The organism is Pseudomonas putida, from assembly GCF_028682475.1.
Taxonomy (GTDB): domain Bacteria; phylum Pseudomonadota; class Gammaproteobacteria; order Pseudomonadales; family Pseudomonadaceae; genus Aquipseudomonas; species Aquipseudomonas putida_AG.
The window spans coordinates 1-17,504 of record NZ_JANHLE010000012.1 but is presented as its reverse complement, the minus strand read 5'-3'; the positions used below and the strand labels follow the sequence as shown (position 1 = coordinate 17,504).

Here is a 17,504-nt window from a genome sequence, read left to right as displayed (position 1 = left end):
CCTTCAGGGTCATCGGTTCGCCGTAAGGGCGAATTCTATTGGTATTTCCACGCGGCTGGGCACGGCCCGGCCATCGACTATTTCGGGACGAAAGCGCCACTGGGTCACGGCTTCGAGGGCTGCCTGATCAAGGCTTGTCACCCCCGACGAGCGCACCAGCGTGAGTTTGAGTTGCTTGCCGTGCTCATCCAGGCACACCTCGACGCGGACGATCCCTTGCTGGTTGCGCCGACGGGCCTGCGACGGGTAGCGCGGTGGCGGCGGAGGGCTGACAAAACTGGGCCGCAGGCTGATCACTGGCGACATCGGTGGCGCAGCAGGGGCGGGCGTGCCGGGGCTGTTTGCCGGTGTCGATACCGGCTGGCGGGTGGTTTGGCGCGGTGTTGCCGACGCAACGGCGGTCTGGCTAACACGCGGCTCGCTGCGTGGCGAGGGCGCTGACTTGACGATTGCAGGTTGGGTTTTGGCCAGCAGCGGCTTGGCGGCTGGGGGCACGGGTCTGGGCAGCACTGGCGCTTGCGGGCGAGTTGGCTGTGCAGGTACAGGCTCGGCGGCTTGAGCAGGGCTGACCAGTTGAATGGCCATCGGTGCTTGCCACGCCAGGGGCTCGGGCGTTGCCCGCAGCGAGTGCAATAGCCAGCCCGCACTGACATGCAGCGCAACCGACAGCACCAGGTAGCCCCAAGAGTGTTTCATGCAGGTCTGGTTCTTATTGAATATGAATGCGCATGGTAATAATTTGCATTTGTAAGTCAAGCTGGTTATCTTCGTCGCCGATGCCATTGAGAAGCATTATCAGTAAAACCCTCTTCACAGAAAGGGGTATTGCTGAGCCCAGAACAAAATCCAACACATCCCCGTCAGCCCCGACGGTTAACGCGCCGGGCCTGATCATCAGGAGTCAAGTTAGATGTCGATCCGCCCGCCATTCCCCCAGCGTTCCTGGCTTGCCTTGCTGCTGCTCTCGCCATCGCTGGCCCTGGCTGCCGAGCCCGTTACCCAGTTCGATACGGTCAGCGTGACCGCAACGCGTACTGCACAAACCCTGCTGCAGGTGCCCAGCACGGTGTCGGTGCACAACGAACGGGAAATCGATCAGCACAACGACAAGAACCTCAAGGATCTGGTGCGCTACGAGCCGGGCGTGTCGGTCAGTGGTACCGGAAGTCGCTTCGGTCTGTCGGGGGCCAACATCCGTGGCATCGACGACAACCGCGTGCTGACCCAGGTCGATGGCGTGCGGGTTCCGCAAAGCAACTTCTTCAGCCCGTTTCAGGACGTGCGCAGCAACTACGTCGACCTCGACACCATCAAGCAGGTGGAAATCATCCGTGGCCCGGCGTCTTCGCTGTACGGCAGCGATGCAATCGGCGGTGCCGTCAGCTTCCTGACCAAGGATGCCGCCGACTACCTCGAAGAGGGCGACGACAGCTACGCGCGTATCAAGACCGGCTATGACGGCAGCGATGACAGCTGGCAGCGCAGCGCCACCTTCGCCGGGCGCACCGGCACGGTTGACGGCTTGCTGCACCTGGGTCGGCGAGACGGTCAGTCCACCGACACCTGGGGCGGCAACGGTGGCGTGGGCGGCTCGCGAGAAGAGGCCAACCCGCTCGACTACACCACCGAAAACCTGCTGGCCAAGCTGGGCTGGGACTATGCCGACGGCGATCGCCTGCAGTTCACTTACGAGCGCTATCAGGACGACGCCAACAGCAACCTGCTGAGCGACATCACTTCACGGGCGACTTTCAACAGTCCGGCCATCCTTGGTTCGCAATCGAAAGACAGCATTGACCGTGATCGCTACAGCCTGGAGCACACCCTGAGCCTCGACAGCCTGCTGGCCGACCAGCTGAAATGGCAGCTCAACTACCAGGAAAGCAGCAACCAGCAGAAAACCCTGCAACAGCGCCAGACCGTCTCGCGGGTCAATCGTGTGCGTACGCGGGATTCGCAGTACGACGAGCGTCTGTGGAGCCTGAACACCCAGGCGGACAAGCAGTTTGCCGTCGGCGACAGCCGTCATCACATGATCTACGGTGCCGAGCTCAAGCGCATCGAGGCCAGCAACCTGCGTACCGGCAAAGAGGTTCGCCTCGACACCGGCGCCACCGTGCCGGCCACCGAAAACTTCCCGGTCAGCGACTTCCCGGATCCGACCAGCGAGTCGCTGGGCCTGTTCGTCCAGGACAACATCGAGATCGGCCGCTGGACCCTGCTGCCAGGCCTGCGTTACGACTACTACCGCCAGACCCCGCACGTCACCGACGAATTCCTCAACGGGCTGCCGGCGCAAACCGATCCGTCACGCATCACCGACGACCACATCTCGCCAAAGTTCGCCGTCACTTATCAGCTGACCGAGCATGAAAGCGTGTACGGGCAGTACGCCGCCGGTTTCCGTGCGCCGAGCCCGGTGAACATGTACGGTGAGTTCAGCAACCCGCAGTTCGGTTACCAGCAGATCGGCAACCCGGACCTGAAGCCGGAAACCAGCGACAGCTATGAATTCGGCCTGCGCGGTCGCTATGACCTGGGCAGCTTTGGTATCGCCCTGTTCTACAACAAGTACAAGGACTTCATTGCTACCGACACCGTGCCGGATCCTAACGGCACCGGCCTGCTGACCTTCCAGCCGCGTAACCTGGGCAAGGTCACCATCCGCGGCGCTGAAGCCAAAGGTGACATCAAGCTCGACGCGTTCATGCCTGCCGGCACCCGTGCCCTGGGTTCGATTGCCTATGCCCGTGGCAAGGATGAAGAAACCGGTCAGGCACTCAACAGCGTCGACCCGCTCAAGGCAGTGATGGGCCTGGGTTACGATGCCCCGAGTGGTATTTATGGCGGGCAGTTGACCTGGACCCTGGTGCAAGCCAAGGACCGCGTCGACCATACCGGCGATGCCGATTTGCTGATCGACCGTCAGTTCGAGACCCCAGGTTATGGTGTTCTCGACCTCAATGCCTGGTGGCAGGTCACCGAGCAAGTGGCGATCAACGGCGGCTTGTTCAACGTCACCGACAAGAAGTACTGGAACTGGAGTGACGTGCAGGGCCGTGATGAAGATGCCGCTGGCCTGGGCCGTTTGACCCAGCCAGGGCGCTATGCAGCGGTCAACGTGATCTGGGAAATCTGATAACGATCAATCGTCGTCGTCATCATCATCCCGGTCGCGACGGCGGTCGTTGTCGTAGTAACGATAACGGTCGTCGTCGCGATAGCGTTTGTTGTACTGGCGGTGGTCGCGGTCATCGCGGTCGTCGTCCCAATCGCGGGAGTAGCGATGGTCGCGGTCCCAGCGATGATCGTCGCGGTCGTAGTCGTGGTAGTAGCAACCGGCGGTGGCCAGTACCGTGGTGATCACGGCGAAGCGGGTCAGATGTTTCAGCACTGTGGTTCCTTGATCCGCACAGCGGTTGGGAGGGTACAGGCTCAGACCAGCCGTTCGGGTTTTTGTTTCCGCAATGCTCAAGGCAAAAAAAAGGCTCACACGAGGTGAGCCAAAATCGACGTTCTGAAGGGAAGAAACCCTACTGTAGAGGTCTGCCGTTAAGTGGGCGTTAACGGCAGTTGCATTCAGTCATTGACCCGCGGCAAGACGATTCTCGCCAGCAATCCGCCGCCAGGCGCGTTGCGCAAGGTCAATTCACCGCCTTGTTCTCGAATCGCCGTACGCGCTGACGGCAAGCCCAGGCCAACGCCACCGGTGTCGCGATTGCGCGAGCTTTCCAGGCGAAAGAACGGCACAAATACATCCTCCAGCGCTGCCTCCGGAATCCCCGGGCCCTGATCACGGACTTCGATGAACAGGCTGCGGGCATTACTGCTCAGGCGAATCGCCGGTGGCTGGGCATATTTGACGGCATTCTCTATCAGGTTTGTTACTGCGCGTTTCAAACCCAGTGGCCGACCGAGATACACCAGATTTGCCGGTCCTTCGAATGCCACGTCAATTTGCTGGTCGCGGTAATCGTCAACCAGGGTTTGCAACAGCTCCGCCAGGTCGAACGGTGTGGCGGTTTCCAGGTGGGTTTCATCGCGAAAGAAGCCAAGTGCAGCATTGATCATGCTTTGCATTTCATCCACGTCGCGGAACAGCTTGCGCTGCTGCTCGGCATCCTCGATGAACTCGCCACGCAGGCGCATGCGCGTCAGCGGCGCGCGCAGGTCATGGGAAATGGCCGCCAGCATCTGCGTTCGCTCGGCGATGAAGTGCTGGATCTGTGCCTGCATGGTGTTGAACGCGGTGATGGCCTGACGCAGCTCATGGGGGCCCTCCAGGCGGATCGGCGGGGCGCGCAAGTCGCTGCCAAAGCGCCGCGCGGCGCGGGCGAAACGTTGCAGTGGGCCGGCCAGCTGGCGTGTGCCGACCCAGGCCACCAGCACGGCGGCGATCAGTGCCAGGATGCCGATGATGGTAAAGCGCATAGCTGAACTCAGCCCCCAGCTGCGGTAGGGCGGGGTGAACGCCAGCCAGCTACCGTCGGACAGTTGGACGACCAGTTTGTAGTGCGCCTCTGGGCTGCCATCGGGCCAGTCGGCGGGCTGGAAGCCTTCAAGCCGGCGCGGGCGCTTGGCCAGCAGCTTTTGCAATTCCGGTATCGCGTCAGGGTCGATCGGCTCGCCGGGGCCGGGCAGGGCGAGCGCTTGGCGCTGGGCACTCCAGCGCACGTGCAACAGCGGATTGCTGGCGCTGTTGGCCAGTTGTTCGCGCTGCTCAACGGGTGCTGCTTCCAGTATCCGGGTGGTCACGGCGATCTGCTCGAGCAACCCGGTATGGGTCAAAGGTGGTCGTGCCCAGACACCGGCCAGTTGCACAAACAGGATGTTCAGCGCCACCGAGATCAGCATGGCGGCAATGATGGTCAGTGCGATGCGTCGGCTGATGCCGTCGTGATGCAGGCCCAGGCGGATCATGTGCGGCTGACCTTGGCGTCGAACAGGTAGCCACCGTTACGCACAGTGCGGATCAGCGCCGGGCGCTTGCTGTCCGGTTCGATCTTGCGGCGCAGGCGGCTGACCTGCACATCGATGCTGCGGTCGTAGGCCTCATGGCCCTGGCCGCGGGCCAGGTCGATCAACTGCTCGCGGGTGAGGATGCGCTGCGGGTGTTCGAGAAACACCAGGAGCAGATCGAACTCACCGGCCGACAACGGCACCATCACCCCTTGTGGTGTGCGCAGTTCACGGCGGGTGACATCCAGCTGCCAGTCGTCGAAGCGGATCAGCGGCCGGGTGTCTTCGCTGAGGCCGCGCAACTGCTCGCCGGCGCGGCGTTGCACGGCGCGCAACCGGGCCAGCAGTTCGCGGGCGTCGAAAGGCTTGCCCACGTAATCATCAGCGCCCAGTTCCAGACCGACAATACGGTCGCTCAACTCGTCCATGGCGGTGAGCATGATGATCGGGATGCCGGTGCTGCTGCGCAGCTTCTGGCACAGGTTCAGGCCGCTTTCGCCGGGCAGCATCAGGTCGAGGATGATGGTGTCCGGACGTTGTTTTTCGATAGCCGCCCACATCGCTGTGCCATTGGCGGCCAGGTCGACTTCGTAGCCATGCATGACAAAGAACTTCTTCAGCAGGGCACAAATTTCCACATCGTCATCGACGATCAGCAGTCTGCTCACGATCAGGTCCAGTGGGGCGTGAAAAGTGCGTATCTAAAACTATTCTGCGGCGCCGGTCACATATTTCAATCATGCAATAAAGCTGCAGCCGCGACACAAAGTGGACATCAGCCAGCAAAGGCCCTGGGCGATCCTGTCGGCAGTCCAAACCACGGGAATCTTCCATGCCGGCACAACCTCCAATCGACGGCCTTGACTGCAGCCAATCCCTGACCCTCGACCTGCGCACCCAGGATCTGTGGCGCAACGCGCTGCTCAGCTACCAGGACTCGCGCCTGGGCCTTTGCCGCGAAGGTACGCACATGATTCTGAGCCATTACTTCGAGCGATACAGCCCCAGCAACAGTCAGTGGATGGAATACAGCTATAAAGTGTCGCTGGCCGAATTGGTGCACTGGATCATGGCCAATGGCCAACTGCAGGTCGATCGCTCCGGTACTCCCCCCAGGGCCATCCGCCACCAGGCCGGGAACTCTCGTCATGCGTAAGCAGATTTTCGCCCCGGTACTGTGCCTGTCGCTGTTGATGGTTGGCTGCAGCCAGAACCGGGTATCACCCAAGGAGTATTCCGGCTTTCTGCGCAACTATGACCAGTTGAGCGAGCACAAGACCGCATCGGGTGAGTCGGTGCTGCGCTGGGTCAGCCCCAAGCTGCGCATGGAGCGGTACAGCCAGGTGTATATCGCACCCAGCCGCTTCTACCCGCAGCCCAAGCCCAGCGAGCGGATCCCCGAGTCGACCTTGAAAGCCGTGACCGCCTACTACGATGCGGCGCTCAAGCGTGAGCTGGGCAAAGTGCTGACACTGGTCGAGCAGCCCGGGCCAAACACCTTGATTATCCGCCCGGCAATCACCTCGGTCAGTGCGCACACCCAGTCACTGCACTTCTATGAGTACCTGCCGGTGACCCTGGTGGCCGCTGGGGTCAGCAGCGCTGTCGGTATCCGTGACCTGGACAGCGTGATTGCCACCGAAGCGGCGTTCCTCGATGGCGGCACTCGCACCGTGGTCGCCGAAGTAGTGCGCAAAGGCACCGGTCTGCCGCTGGAGAACGACGATCAGGTGATGACCGCCGAGAACCTCAAGCAGGTGCTCGATGGCTGGGCGCAGGATTGGCGCAACGCGGCCGTGGCCCTCAAGCAGCAAAACGCCGCCGCGTTCACAGGGCAAAAATCCACGGCACCATGAACACGCTGACCACCATCACCAGCAAGGTGAAGGGCACGCCGATTTTGACGAAGTCGGCAAAGCGGTACTGACCGGGGCCGAGCACCAGGGTGTTCACCGGTGACGAAACCGGGGTCATGAATGCCGCAGACGCCGCCAGGGCAACGATCATGGCGAAGGGGTAGGGCGAGGCGCCCAGCTGTTCAGCGGTACTGATCGCCACCGGGGCCATCAGTACCGCTGTAGCCGTGTTGGAAATGAACAGACCGATGATCGCGGTAATTGCAAACAGGCAGGCGAGGATCAGATAAGGTCCGGCCTCGCCGAGCAACTGCACCAGCACATTCACCGCGATGGCGATCCCGCCGGTTTTCTGCAAGGCCAGGGCGAACGGCAGCATGCCGACGATCAGCACCAGGCTCTGCCAGTGGATCGCACGGTAAGCGCTGTTCATGTCGATGCAGCGTCCGGCGCCCATCAGCAGGCAGGCGATCAACGCGGCGATGACATTGGGCACCACGCCGCTGATCATCAGGCCGACCATCACCGCCAGGCTGAGCAGGGCATAGGGCGCCTGGTTCAGGGCCGGGGCGACATTGTCGACTTCCGCTGGCAGGCTCAACACCAGAAAGTCCTTGGGCTGCGCTTGCAACTGGCGCACCGACTTCCACGGGCCGATCACCAACAGGGTATCGCCAAGCTTGAGCTTTTCTTCCACCAGCTGTTCTTCAATTGCATTCTGGCCGCGGCGCAGGCCGACCACGTTAAGGTCCCAGCGGCTGCGAAAGTTCAGCTCCAGCACGCTTTTGCCGATCAGTTGCGAGCCGGGTACCACCGCCACTTCGGCCATGCCCACGGCGTGGGACTGATCGATGAAGTAGGCGGCCTTGAAGTGCAGGGGTTCGAGTTTCATGCTCTGGCACAGGCTGCGCAGATCGTCACGCGGGGCGAACATATCGAGCAACAGCACATCGCCCTCATGCACCGTGGTGCTGGAGTCAGGGCTGATGACCCGGGTGGTGAACTTGTGCTGACGTTCGATACCGACCACGTTGGCGCCATGCACGGTGCGCAACTTCAACTCGCTGAGGCTGTGACCGATCAGGGGCGAGTCGGGGCGTACCCGCAGGCGTCGTTCGCGGCCGGCCAGTTTGTAGTCGATGATCAGGTCAAGCAGGGTGCGGCGGGTTTGTGCGCTGCCGTCCTTGCGCACTTCACCGCTGAGCCAGTGGCGGGTCAGCAGCATGTAGCCGACGCCAAGCGCGAGAATCACCAGGCCGAACGGGGTAAAGCTGAAAAAGCTGAAACCACTTGCGCCGTGGCGCACCAGCTCGCTGTGCACCACCACGTTGGGCGGTGTGGCGACCAGGCTGAGCATGCCGCTGATCAAGCCGGCAAAACTCAGCGGCATCATCAAGCGACTGGGCGATACCTTCATGCGTGCGGCGATGCTCAGCACCACCGGAATGAAAATGGCCACCACCCCGGTGGAACTCATCACCGAACCGAGCCCGGCCACACAGACCATCAACAGCACCAGCAAGCGCACCTCGCTGTTGCCGGCGCGGTCGGCCATCCACTCGCCGATGCGGTAGGCAATGCCGGTGCGCACCAGCCCTTCGCCGATCACGAACAGTGCGGCGATCAGCACCACGTTGGGGTCACTGAAACCGGCCAGGGCTTCCTGGACGGTAAGGATACCGGTCAGTGGTAACGCCACGATCACCAGCAGGGCGACCACATCCATGCGTGGTTTGTTGGCGATGAACAAGACCACGCTGGTAAACAGCAGGCCGAGCACCCAGAGCAATTCGTGGTTCATGCAGTCTTCCCGATCCTTGAAGGCTGGAAGTTTGGCAGAAAGTGGAGGGTGGTTCATTGATTTGCGTAAGCGCTTCTATGCAATGGGTCTGAGCAACTCGGGTCCCTGGTTGCGTACATTACCTACCGCTTTATCCACCCTGTACCAGGCAAACGACTCGGCCGGTTCACCCAGGTTGAGCAACATCTGTTCGGCCTGGGCTTTGTCACATTCAGGATTCAACCAATCCCTGGCTAAATCAGGCGCCAGTACGACAGGCCTGCGGTCATGGATATCAACCATGCCACCCACACTGTCGGCAGTGATGATGACAAAGCCATCGTCCTCGGCCACACCCCATTGGCCAATGCCAGCGCAGAACACCGGCAGGCCATCGCGGCGATGAATATAGTAGGGCTGTTTTTTTGCCTCGCCTTCATCGACCCATTCGAACCAGCCATCGACCGGTACGATCAATCGGTGCCCCCAGATCGCCCGGAAGAACGGTGAGTGCGCGACTTTCTCCACCCGTGCATTGATCGGCGCTGCCCGGTCATGGGCCCAGTGCGGACGCCAGCCCCAACGCAACCAGTGGGCGCGCTGCGCGGACAGGACGGCGACGTTGGTGCTGGGGGCAACATTGTAGTGCGCCAAAGGCTGTTCGCCGACGTCATTGGCCAGCGCGCCGGGCATGCTCAGGGCATCGACGAAATCGTGAATGCCACGGTACTGGCTGAGTCTTCCGCACATGCAGGGTGGCCTTTATTTGTCATCTGATACGGTATCAGAGGTCATCTTCGGCGAAATTCAAGGAAAACGAATTAACCTATATAGCCAAGGGTTATTGGCATATCACGGCGGCTTCTCTAACTATAGTTCGCGAAGCGCCAAGGCTCAGTTCGCAAGGAAGCGTGCGTATGGCAAACCATATTCTCATCGTCGGTGGCGGGGTCGGCGGCACCATGCTCGCCAATCAACTGGTCAGCAAGCTCTACCCGGAGATTCTGCGCGATCAGGTGCGTATCACGCTGCTGTCCAGTTCACCTGATCATTACTACAAACCCGCCTTCATGTACGTGGCTTTCAACCAGTTCTTCCAGGAAGAACTGAAGCGCCCCGAACGTTCCTTGCTGCGCCCGGAAATCGACTTTCAGGTGCAGGAAGTCACCCGCTTCGATTTCGCCGGTCAAACGCTTCATACCCGTTCCGGCAAACGCTTTGGCTATGACTTTCTGGTAATCGCCACCGGATGCGTGCCGGCACCCGAGCGCATCGAAGGGCTGCAGCAGGGCGGTGATCATTTCTACCAGTACGAACCGGCGCGGCAGCTGGCGCAACGCCTGGCCAGTATCGAGAAGGGGCGGATCTTCATTACCGTGTCGTTTCCACAAACGCCCAACGTGCCCCATCAGTGCGGCATTGCGCCGGTGGAAACCACACTGATGCTCGATGACTACCTGCGCCGCCGCGGTGTGCGTGACAAGGTCGAGATCATTTATACCTACCCGACCACGGCACAGCTGCTGCGCAATTGCCTGTTCTTGCAGCGGCCAACCGGTGAAATTCTGCCGGGCATCTTTGCCCAGAAGAACATCCAGTTTCAGCGTGGCTTCACCCTCGGCAAGGTCGATCCCGAGCAGCGCATTGCCTACTCGGAAGAAGGTGATGCGCAACCCTACGACATCCTCATGGGCACGCCGCCGATCCGCGCGGTGGACGCGGTGCTGGAAAGCGGCGCATCGCAGGCAGCGAATCAGGAAGGCTGGCTGCCGACCAACCATGAAACCCTGCAGGTTTATGGTCTGCAAGGGGTGTATGTGATCGGCGATACCGTCGACCTGCCGGTCAGCAAGGCCGGTGGTGCCTGCCACAACCAGGCGCCGGTGATTGCGGACAATATTGCCGGCGAGATTCGCTTGGGTACCACGGTGGCGGTGTATGACGGCAAGGTCCAGGCCGCCGCGCAGATGGGCCTGAACGCCGGTATGCCGTTGACCTACGACTACCGCCACGATGTGCTGCCAACGCCGCCGACCAAGCTCGGTGGCCTGCTCAGGAACGGATTCAATCGCGGCCTGTACTGGGCCGTTGCGCGCGGCATGCTGTGACCCGACCCCGGGAGGAGCTGACTGACATGGAAGTGACCGATACGCTCGCCCTGCAGGGCGAAAATCCGGGCCTTGAGGCCTTTTTGAACAAACTGCAGCCTTTGCTCGATGGCGGTCGCCTGGACAACCTGGTCGACCTGGCATCGTTGCTCTCCGATCTGGTCGACCTGCTCGATGCGGCCATGGTGGAAAAACTCTCGGTGCAGTTCGAACAAACCACAGCCTTGTCCTGGAACCTTGGCAATGCCATCCGCCTGGCCAAGGCCCAGACCCGCCAGGAAACCACCCCCCCTGGTTTGTATGGCCTGCTCTCGCTCCTGCGAGAACCGCAAACCCGTCGCGGGTTTGCTCTGGTGCTCAGGGTATTGAACGCCATTGGCCACCAGGATTGATCGTAGGCAAAGGAAGGCTGAGATGATCGCTAAACACTGCACCACCGCACCCGGCGGTAATACCGTCTGGGACCCGAAAAGCTATCTGCAATTTGCCCGCCTGCGTGAACGGCCGGTGCTCGAGCTGCTGGAGCGTCTGCCCTTGAAGGCCCCCGAGCGTATTTATGACCTGGGCTGTGGCACCGGCATTGCCACGCGGCTGTTGGCCGATCGCTGGCCGCGGGCTGAACTGTTTGGTGTCGACAGCTCCGTCGAGATGCTGCAAGAGGCGTTGGCCTTGCCCATCAAGGTCAACTGGCTGAACGCGGATGTCAGCCAGTGGCAGGCGGAAAAACCGGCCAATCTGCTATTTGCCGCTGCAGTCCTGCACTTTATCGAAGACCATGAAAGCCTGTTGCCGCGCTTGCTGGAGCAACTGCAGGCGGGTGGTTGTCTGGCCGTGCACATGCCCAACTGGCGCGATGCGCCCTGGTATCAGCTGATGCTCCGCGCCTTGAGCGAGCCCGGGCCCAGCGGTCAGCCGCTGGGTACCTTGGCGCTGCGCAAGTTCATGGCTTCGCGCAATGTCCTGTCGCTGGACAACTATTACCGTTTGCTGGCGCCGCGGACCCGCGAACTGGATATCTGGGAAACCGAGCACCTGCAGGTGGTCGAAGGCAACTCGCCGGTTTTCGACTGGGTCAAGGTTTCGGCGTTGCGCCCGGTGCTCAGTGCGCTGGACGATGCCGAGCGCGAAGCTTTTCTCGGCAAGTACCTGAAGCTGCTGCACAACCACTATCCACCAGAGGAAGACGGGCGCACCCTGTTTCCGTTCAAGCGCACCTTTATCATCGCCACGGTGTGAGGCGCGGGTGTTGGCGGCCCGGCAATGATACAGTCGGCTTTTTTCGACGAGGGTGTGTCATGCGGGTAGTAATGGCGATGGTCGCTGCAGCACTGTTGGCCGGTTGTGCCTCTTCGGCCATGGAAGCGGCACGGACCCAGGCACCGAACAAAAGCTTCACCTCAAGCAAGCCCGCCGATCGCGTTGCCCAGTGCATCCAGTTCGGCTGGCAGGATGAAGCGGTGTTTGGCGTCGATGCCAGTGGCTACCTGGAGCCAGGCAAGCAGGGCGGCTTCACGGTCTATACCCGTGAAGCGGAATCCTTTGCGGATATCCAGTCGCAAGGTGCAAACACCGCGGTCAGCTACTACGCCATGAAAAACGACAGCGTCGCCTTGCGCCGTATGGCGGCACTGGCCACCTGCCTGTAAACGCTAGCGGGGCATGTACCCGAGCTGCCAGCGCCGGGGGATCTTCAACGAGATCACCCCGAGTGCGGCAGCGAGCAGGGCGCTGAACAACAGCGCGGCCAGGTCGAAGGCCTGCTCCAGCAACACCCCGGCAATGGCGCCGACAAACATCCCGGTCCAGGGAATCAACTGCACCCGCCAGCCATGCCGGCGCTCGCCCAGCAGCGCCCGGCCCAGTCCGCGACCAAAGCGCGACAGCGCGCCGGTGACGTAGGTCAGGCCGATGGGCAAACCGTTCACTTCCTCGACCACCGCGTTGATCATGCCCATGGCCGTAACGGCTGCGACCAACGCCGGCAATTGCCAGCTCGGCGGCACCAGGCCGGCCAGCGCCAGCAGGGTGGCGATAATCGACAGTAGCGGCCAGGGGCGCCGGCCACTGAGACGGGCGATGACAACGCCGAGGGCGTTGCCCAGTACAAAAGCCAGCAGCAGCACACCAATACGCAGCACCAAGCCGAGTTCACCTTCACCCAGCGAAACGGCCAGGCGTGTGGTGTTGCCGCTCATGAACGAGACGAAATCACCGGTGGCCATAAAGCCAATGGCATCGGTCATGCCGGCCAGCACGGACAAAGCGGCGACAAAATACAGCCCGACCTTGCCGCGCAGCCTGGCCACGCGCAAGGACCGAGCCGAAAGATGTGAGGAACCTGGCAGCATCCATTACGCTCCCAATCAACGTGAAGTGACTCAGGCGCGTTGCGCCAACCTGGCTTCGAGCCCGGCGATATGGGCCTGCAGCCGTTCGTGTTCGTGGCGTTCGGCACTGATGTCTTCGAACACGCTGATCAGATGCTCCGGCTCACCGTCGGCGCGGCGCTGCAGCGAAGTGCGGGCGCGTACCCAGATGTACTCGCCGTTTTTGTGGCGCACCCGTTTCTCCACCTCATAGCGCTCGGTTTCCCCGGCCAGCATGCGCTGCAGCAGTTGCAGGTTGGCCGCCAGGTCATCGGGGTGGGTGATCTGTTGGAAGGTCATGGCATAGAGCTCTTGCGCGCGGTAGCCGAGCAGTTCGCACAGGCTGTTGTTGACCCGCTGCCAGCTGCCGTCGGGGTCGATGTAGGCGAGGGCGCCCCAGGCCAGTTCGAAGATCGCGCGAAAGCGCTCTTCGCTGTTGCGCAACGCTTGCTCGGCGACCTTGCGCTCAGTGTTGTCCATGCTGATGCCGACCATCTTTACCGAACGACCGGCGCTGTCGCGCACCACCGTGGCGCGGGAGGAAATCCAGCGCAGTTCGCCATCGGGGCGGGTGATACGGAAATCGCATTCGCAACCACTGCCGTCGGCCACCGCCTGGGCATACATGGCCTGCATCTGCGCAATGTCTTCGGCTGGCAGGTGGGCCCAGAAGTCTTCGTTGCGATGCACCGGCCAGCCATAGACCTGCTCGACGTTGGGCGAGTAGGTGACCTCGTCGCTGATCAGGTTCCACTCCCAGGTGACGATGCGTGCGCCTTCCTGGGCCAGCTTCATGCGCGTTTCACTTTCCATGATTTCGGCGGTGTAGCGTCGGCGCAGGTCGGTCATCGGCAGCTCGACCACCTGCGGCTGCTGGATATTTTGCAGGGCTTCTTCGCCGTAGCGCAGCCAGATCCAGTTGACCTGGAGAAAGTCCGCCAGCTTGCGCAGGTTGTCGTAGTCGATTTCGCCGCCGCGGGTCCATTTGTGAACTGCGGTGCGCGAGATCCCCAAGGCCGTGCCCACGGCTTGCAGGGTCAGCTTGTGATGCTCGAGCAGTTCCTTGAGGCGGAAGGCGAAACTGTTTTCCAACATGGGGCAGGTGTCCTGATCGGGGCCAAGAGCCTGTCAGTATACCTAAGCTGTCAACTTTGGGTTGACGGTGAAGCTTTCGTGGGGGGCGATTGGCTCTTGAATGCTCTGCCAACTGAATTCCAGAAAATAGAGCTGCAGTTTAGGAAGCGTCTGACATCAATTTTTAGTCGCTCTTGGTAGGTTTTCCGGGTGTTTACGTCAGCCCACGCATGATTTCGCTTGGGCATTGCGTGGTTTTCTCTCCCCCGTTTAAGGACAAACGCATGTTCGCAGCGGCCAATAGCATGCATTCCGAACTCCAGATTCCCACGGTTCGCCACGACTTCAAGGTCCTGGCGTTTGACGGCACGTAAGCCATCAGCGCCTTGTACGCGATCCAGGTAGAGCTGGTCAGTGCGCCCCTCGAGGCCTTCAGATTCGCCCCGGAGCTGCGTATCCAGCACATGGACAAGCAGTGCCTGCACCTCGACTTGAACAAGGACGCATGATGAACCAGCCCGTGACAGAAGCCGAACTGAATCAGGCTCGGCGCAACCAGGAATTTACCCAGGCGGTAATGGGCAGAGGCCAATGTGCCTTGCGGCACCCGCAGGTGGCGATTTTTCCGGTGCGTTATGCCCTGGACGAATCACCGCTCAGCAAAGCCAGCAACCAGGGGCCGAACCCACTGCCGGCCGGCTGGTCGAGCAGACTGCCCGAGCTGCAGACCCGCAGCTACACCCTGCGCCAGTTGCGCGATGGCTGGTTGTACGTGTGGAACAGTGTCGACCAGACCTTCCACGAATACCAGGTAGCCGGTGAGCACTTCACCCGGCACCTGTGGACTGACAGCCAGCTGAATCAGGACGTCCGCCACAACCCGGGCGAAAGCCACCCGTATCTCCTGTATCCGCGGCGCAGCCAGTTGCGTATCGCTTTCTCGCCGGTGCAATGGACCTGGCGTATGTGCGAGCTGATGCGCAGCAATGCCCCCGCCCAACGCCAATGGATGCGTGCCCTCGATCTGCCGGCGTTCTGCGCCAGCGGCAAAGTCGAGCACGGCGACGAGATTACCGAGTTGGGTAACAGCGTGGCGGATATTTTCGTCTACGGCGCCACCGCCCCGAGCTTCACCAGCACGCTGCTGCCGACCCGCGCCAGCGAGCCTGGCCTGGCGTACAAACCGGCGTTCGAAGAGGCATTGGTGCGCGGCAGGGTGCCCGAGCAGGACACGGCGCTGTTCATCGCCCTGGATGATCCGCTAGCCATCGTCGATGACCTGAGCATGAACCTGACTGGCCGGCTCCTGGAGCAGAGTCAGTTTGAAAACCTGCATCAGCAGACACTGGAAAGCGCCGTCGCCGTCGAGCGCTTGTGTGGTTTTGATACCGATGCGTTTATCCCGGACTCGGTCCAGGACCCGCTGCAACGCCAGGCCTGCACCGACGAGCTGTACCGCTTGCTCAAAGCCATCGATGAAACCGAGCGCGGCAAGGACCTGGTATCGGCCGATCTGGGGGCAATGGTCGAGATGGGCGCGGGTTCGACAATCGCTACGGCCAAGGCCGAGTTTGAAGCCCGCTGGGGGCAACTGTCCGCTCAAGGCGATTGGCAGGCAGCGCTTGAAGAATGGCATGCCAAGCGTCTTTGGCGCGAGGACGTGCACTTCGATGAAGTCCAGCAGTACCTGAGTCAGGCCACGGTCCAGGCGCAACGGTTGCAGGCGCATTGCCAGCGCAGCGAAGCCGATCTGCTCACCTGGCTTGAGCGCCTCGCTCCCGACGCCGAGGCTGTTTACCACGACACCTGCAATGGCGATCAGGCCAGCCAGTTGCTGGAGACCGCGCACGCGCTTTACACCCTGCTGGGCAATGGATCGAAGGGGCAGCAGTGGTTGTGCCAGCAGGCTGAGCGACCGAGCAGCCTGTTCGGCCTGGCGCTGTTCAACTTCAACCCGGAAGTGGCGACCTTGATCAAGACGGTGTCGCACAACTTCACCAATTACGGAACACTGGACGATCAGGGCCGCGAAGGGGATGGCAGCGCACCGGCGCTGACCCCGACCGCGGCGGCCGATGTCACCAGCGTGGCCTCGCGGGCCAATGAGCTCAAAGCGGTCTTCGACCTGGAGAGCTTACAGAACAGCCAGCCCTACCAGGCCATGAGCAGTGCCGCCAGGCAAGCCATGAGCACCCTGGCCAAGGTCGCCAACCACCAGGCCCGGGACGCCTGGCACGGGCTGAGCGGCATGCTGCTGCCGGCCATGAAACAGCAAACCGGCTTTACCCTCGCGGCCACCCAGGTGTTGATCTCCACGGAAATTTCCACGGCTACCCAGCTGCGCATCAACCCGACCTACACGCGCGACTATCAGGTCTGGCTGCTGCAAGTGAAAGCCATCAACAACAAAATAACCGGCGCCAAACACGTATTGCTCCGCCAGGCGCCGGCTTACGACCAACGCGCCGCGCGTATATCGCTGCAAGCCCATGAAGAGCAGCTCAAAGCATTGTTCCTGAAGCGTCCCAATCAGGTCATCGCCCAGGCATCGGGTAGCACGCGCCTGAATGCCAGCCTGGGGCAAATCAACGGCTGGCTCGGCGACCTGGGGCAGGCCGAGGTGAAGGCGCAACTGAAACTGGCCGGTACCCGGGATTACCTGACGCGCACCAAGGCCTGGATGGCGCAGAACCTGGGCAATGCCCTGCCGGCCTTGCTGGTCGGTCTGAACGCGTGGAACGTTTGGAACACTGCCAAGCAGGCGCAGAACGACGGTCGCTTTACGGCGGATGAATGGCGCACGTTGGGAGCGAACTCCGCGTATGCCGCCAATGCCATTGCGGCGTTGTGGGTTGGGCCAGCTTGGAGTCGGGCGGGGGGGATGGCTGCGAAGTTGGGTGATGAGACCCTAAAGGTTGCTCAGGCTGGTTATTCTCAATGGCTAGGAAAAGCCAAAACCGCTTCCGCAGGAAGTGTTCAAGCTGCGGTGGAAAAGGAGTTTGCGAAGACTTCGAAAAGTCTGATATTGCGCACGGTGACGTGGGCTGCGTTGGGGGCTGTTGCGGCCGGACTAGAGGCGTGGCAGATCTCCGAAGACATTGGCAGGGCGACAAGTGAGGAAGAGAAAACGCTGCTTACATCTAAGCAAGTAATTGTTGGAATGATGGGGGTTGTTGCCACAGGCCAGCTAATTGGCGCAGGCCTCGGTTATTGGTTTGGCTTTGCCTGGGTAATGTCGACGCCAGTGACGATCATCATAGCGCTTCTCGGAATTGCCTATTTGATGGTCTCCATGGCCGCCAACCGCTTCAAGCGTGAGGGGCTGCGTTTGTGGTTGTACCGTTGCAGCTGGGGGCGCGGT

Annotated in this window: 16 protein-coding genes; 8 read left to right on the top strand and 8 right to left on the bottom strand. The window is 61.4% G+C overall.

All coding sequences use genetic code 11. The features are described 5' to 3' along the window. Positions 1-9: 9 nt before the first annotated feature. Entirely contained in the window at positions 10-696 is a 687-nt protein-coding gene (locus NPS47_RS12125) for an energy transducer TonB (protein WP_274295186.1), read from the bottom strand. A 214-nt stretch (positions 697-910) separates the two neighbouring features. On the opposite strand from NPS47_RS12125, the gene NPS47_RS12120 reads away from it, so the two are divergent. Further along, positions 911-3,139, top strand: a complete 2,229-nt coding sequence (locus NPS47_RS12120) for a TonB-dependent hemoglobin/transferrin/lactoferrin family receptor (protein WP_274295185.1) — start codon at positions 911-913, stop codon at positions 3,137-3,139. 6 nt (positions 3,140-3,145) lie between these two features. Here NPS47_RS12120 and NPS47_RS12115 read toward each other — a convergent pair whose 3' ends face one another. From NPS47_RS12115 to NPS47_RS12105, 3 genes are all read right to left on the bottom strand, one after another. Next, positions 3,146-3,394, bottom strand: a complete 249-nt coding sequence (locus NPS47_RS12115) for a hypothetical protein (protein ID WP_274295184.1) — start codon at positions 3,392-3,394, stop codon at positions 3,146-3,148. 185 nt (positions 3,395-3,579) lie between these two features. Next, entirely contained in the window at positions 3,580-4,920 is a 1,341-nt protein-coding gene (locus NPS47_RS12110) for an ATP-binding protein (RefSeq protein ID WP_274295183.1), read from the bottom strand. Next, positions 4,917-5,627: a response regulator gene (locus NPS47_RS12105; RefSeq protein ID WP_274295182.1), complete on the bottom strand. Its 711-nt coding sequence runs from the start codon at positions 5,625-5,627 to the stop codon at positions 4,917-4,919. Before NPS47_RS12105 ends, NPS47_RS12110 begins: the two co-directional genes overlap by 4 nt. 164 nt (positions 5,628-5,791) lie before the next feature. On the opposite strand from NPS47_RS12105, the gene NPS47_RS12100 reads away from it, so the two are divergent. Together NPS47_RS12100 and NPS47_RS12095 are read left to right on the top strand one after the other, a co-directional pair. Continuing rightward, positions 5,792-6,115, top strand: a complete 324-nt coding sequence (locus NPS47_RS12100) for a hypothetical protein (RefSeq protein ID WP_274295181.1) — start codon at positions 5,792-5,794, stop codon at positions 6,113-6,115. Next, positions 6,108-6,815 (top strand): DUF3313 domain-containing protein, encoded by a 708-nt coding sequence (locus NPS47_RS12095; protein WP_274295180.1) that lies wholly within the window; start codon positions 6,108-6,110, stop codon positions 6,813-6,815. Before NPS47_RS12100 ends, NPS47_RS12095 begins: the two co-directional genes overlap by 8 nt. Here the strand turns inward: NPS47_RS12095 and NPS47_RS12090 are convergent. Next, the gene (locus NPS47_RS12090; protein ID WP_274295179.1) at positions 6,787-8,616 is read right to left on the bottom strand and encodes an SLC13 family permease; all 1,830 of its coding nucleotides are present in this window, start codon (positions 8,614-8,616) and stop codon (positions 6,787-6,789) included. The two genes, NPS47_RS12095 and NPS47_RS12090, sit on opposite strands and share 29 nt — an antisense overlap. Before the next feature lie 75 nt (positions 8,617-8,691). After that, positions 8,692-9,345, bottom strand: a complete 654-nt coding sequence (locus NPS47_RS12085) for an SOS response-associated peptidase (RefSeq protein WP_274295178.1) — start codon at positions 9,343-9,345, stop codon at positions 8,692-8,694. A gap of 167 nt (positions 9,346-9,512) precedes the next feature. Between NPS47_RS12085 and NPS47_RS12080 the strand changes: the two genes are divergently transcribed. The 4 genes from NPS47_RS12080 to NPS47_RS12065 are packed head-to-tail and all read left to right on the top strand — an operon-like array spanning position 9,513 to position 12,349. Further along, complete coding sequence (locus NPS47_RS12080; RefSeq protein WP_274295177.1) at positions 9,513-10,703, top strand: NAD(P)/FAD-dependent oxidoreductase; 1,191 nt, start codon at positions 9,513-9,515, stop codon at positions 10,701-10,703. A gap of 26 nt (positions 10,704-10,729) precedes the next feature. Continuing rightward, positions 10,730-11,095 (top strand): DUF1641 domain-containing protein, encoded by a 366-nt coding sequence (locus tag NPS47_RS12075; RefSeq protein ID WP_274295176.1) that lies wholly within the window; start codon positions 10,730-10,732, stop codon positions 11,093-11,095. A 22-nt stretch (positions 11,096-11,117) separates the two neighbouring features. Next, positions 11,118-11,939 (top strand): methyltransferase domain-containing protein, encoded by an 822-nt coding sequence (locus NPS47_RS12070; RefSeq protein WP_274295175.1) that lies wholly within the window; start codon positions 11,118-11,120, stop codon positions 11,937-11,939. A 59-nt stretch (positions 11,940-11,998) separates the two neighbouring features. After that, positions 11,999-12,349 (top strand): hypothetical protein, encoded by a 351-nt coding sequence (locus tag NPS47_RS12065; RefSeq protein WP_274295174.1) that lies wholly within the window; start codon positions 11,999-12,001, stop codon positions 12,347-12,349. A gap of 3 nt (positions 12,350-12,352) precedes the next feature. On the opposite strand, the gene NPS47_RS12060 is transcribed toward NPS47_RS12065, so the two are convergent. Both NPS47_RS12060 and NPS47_RS12055 read right to left on the bottom strand, forming a co-directional pair. After that, positions 12,353-13,051: a YoaK family protein gene (locus NPS47_RS12060; protein WP_274295173.1), complete on the bottom strand. Its 699-nt coding sequence runs from the start codon at positions 13,049-13,051 to the stop codon at positions 12,353-12,355. Between the two features lie 30 nt (positions 13,052-13,081). Continuing rightward, a complete protein-coding gene (locus NPS47_RS12055) occupies positions 13,082-14,164 on the bottom strand; it encodes a PAS domain-containing protein (RefSeq protein WP_274295172.1) in 1,083 nt (360 codons plus the stop codon). Positions 14,165-14,651: 487 nt separating this feature from the next. Here NPS47_RS12055 and NPS47_RS12050 point away from each other — a divergent pair. Next, a partial coding sequence (locus NPS47_RS12050; protein ID WP_274295171.1) for a T6SS effector BTH_I2691 family protein occupies positions 14,652-17,504 on the top strand: 2,853 nt, incomplete at its 3' end.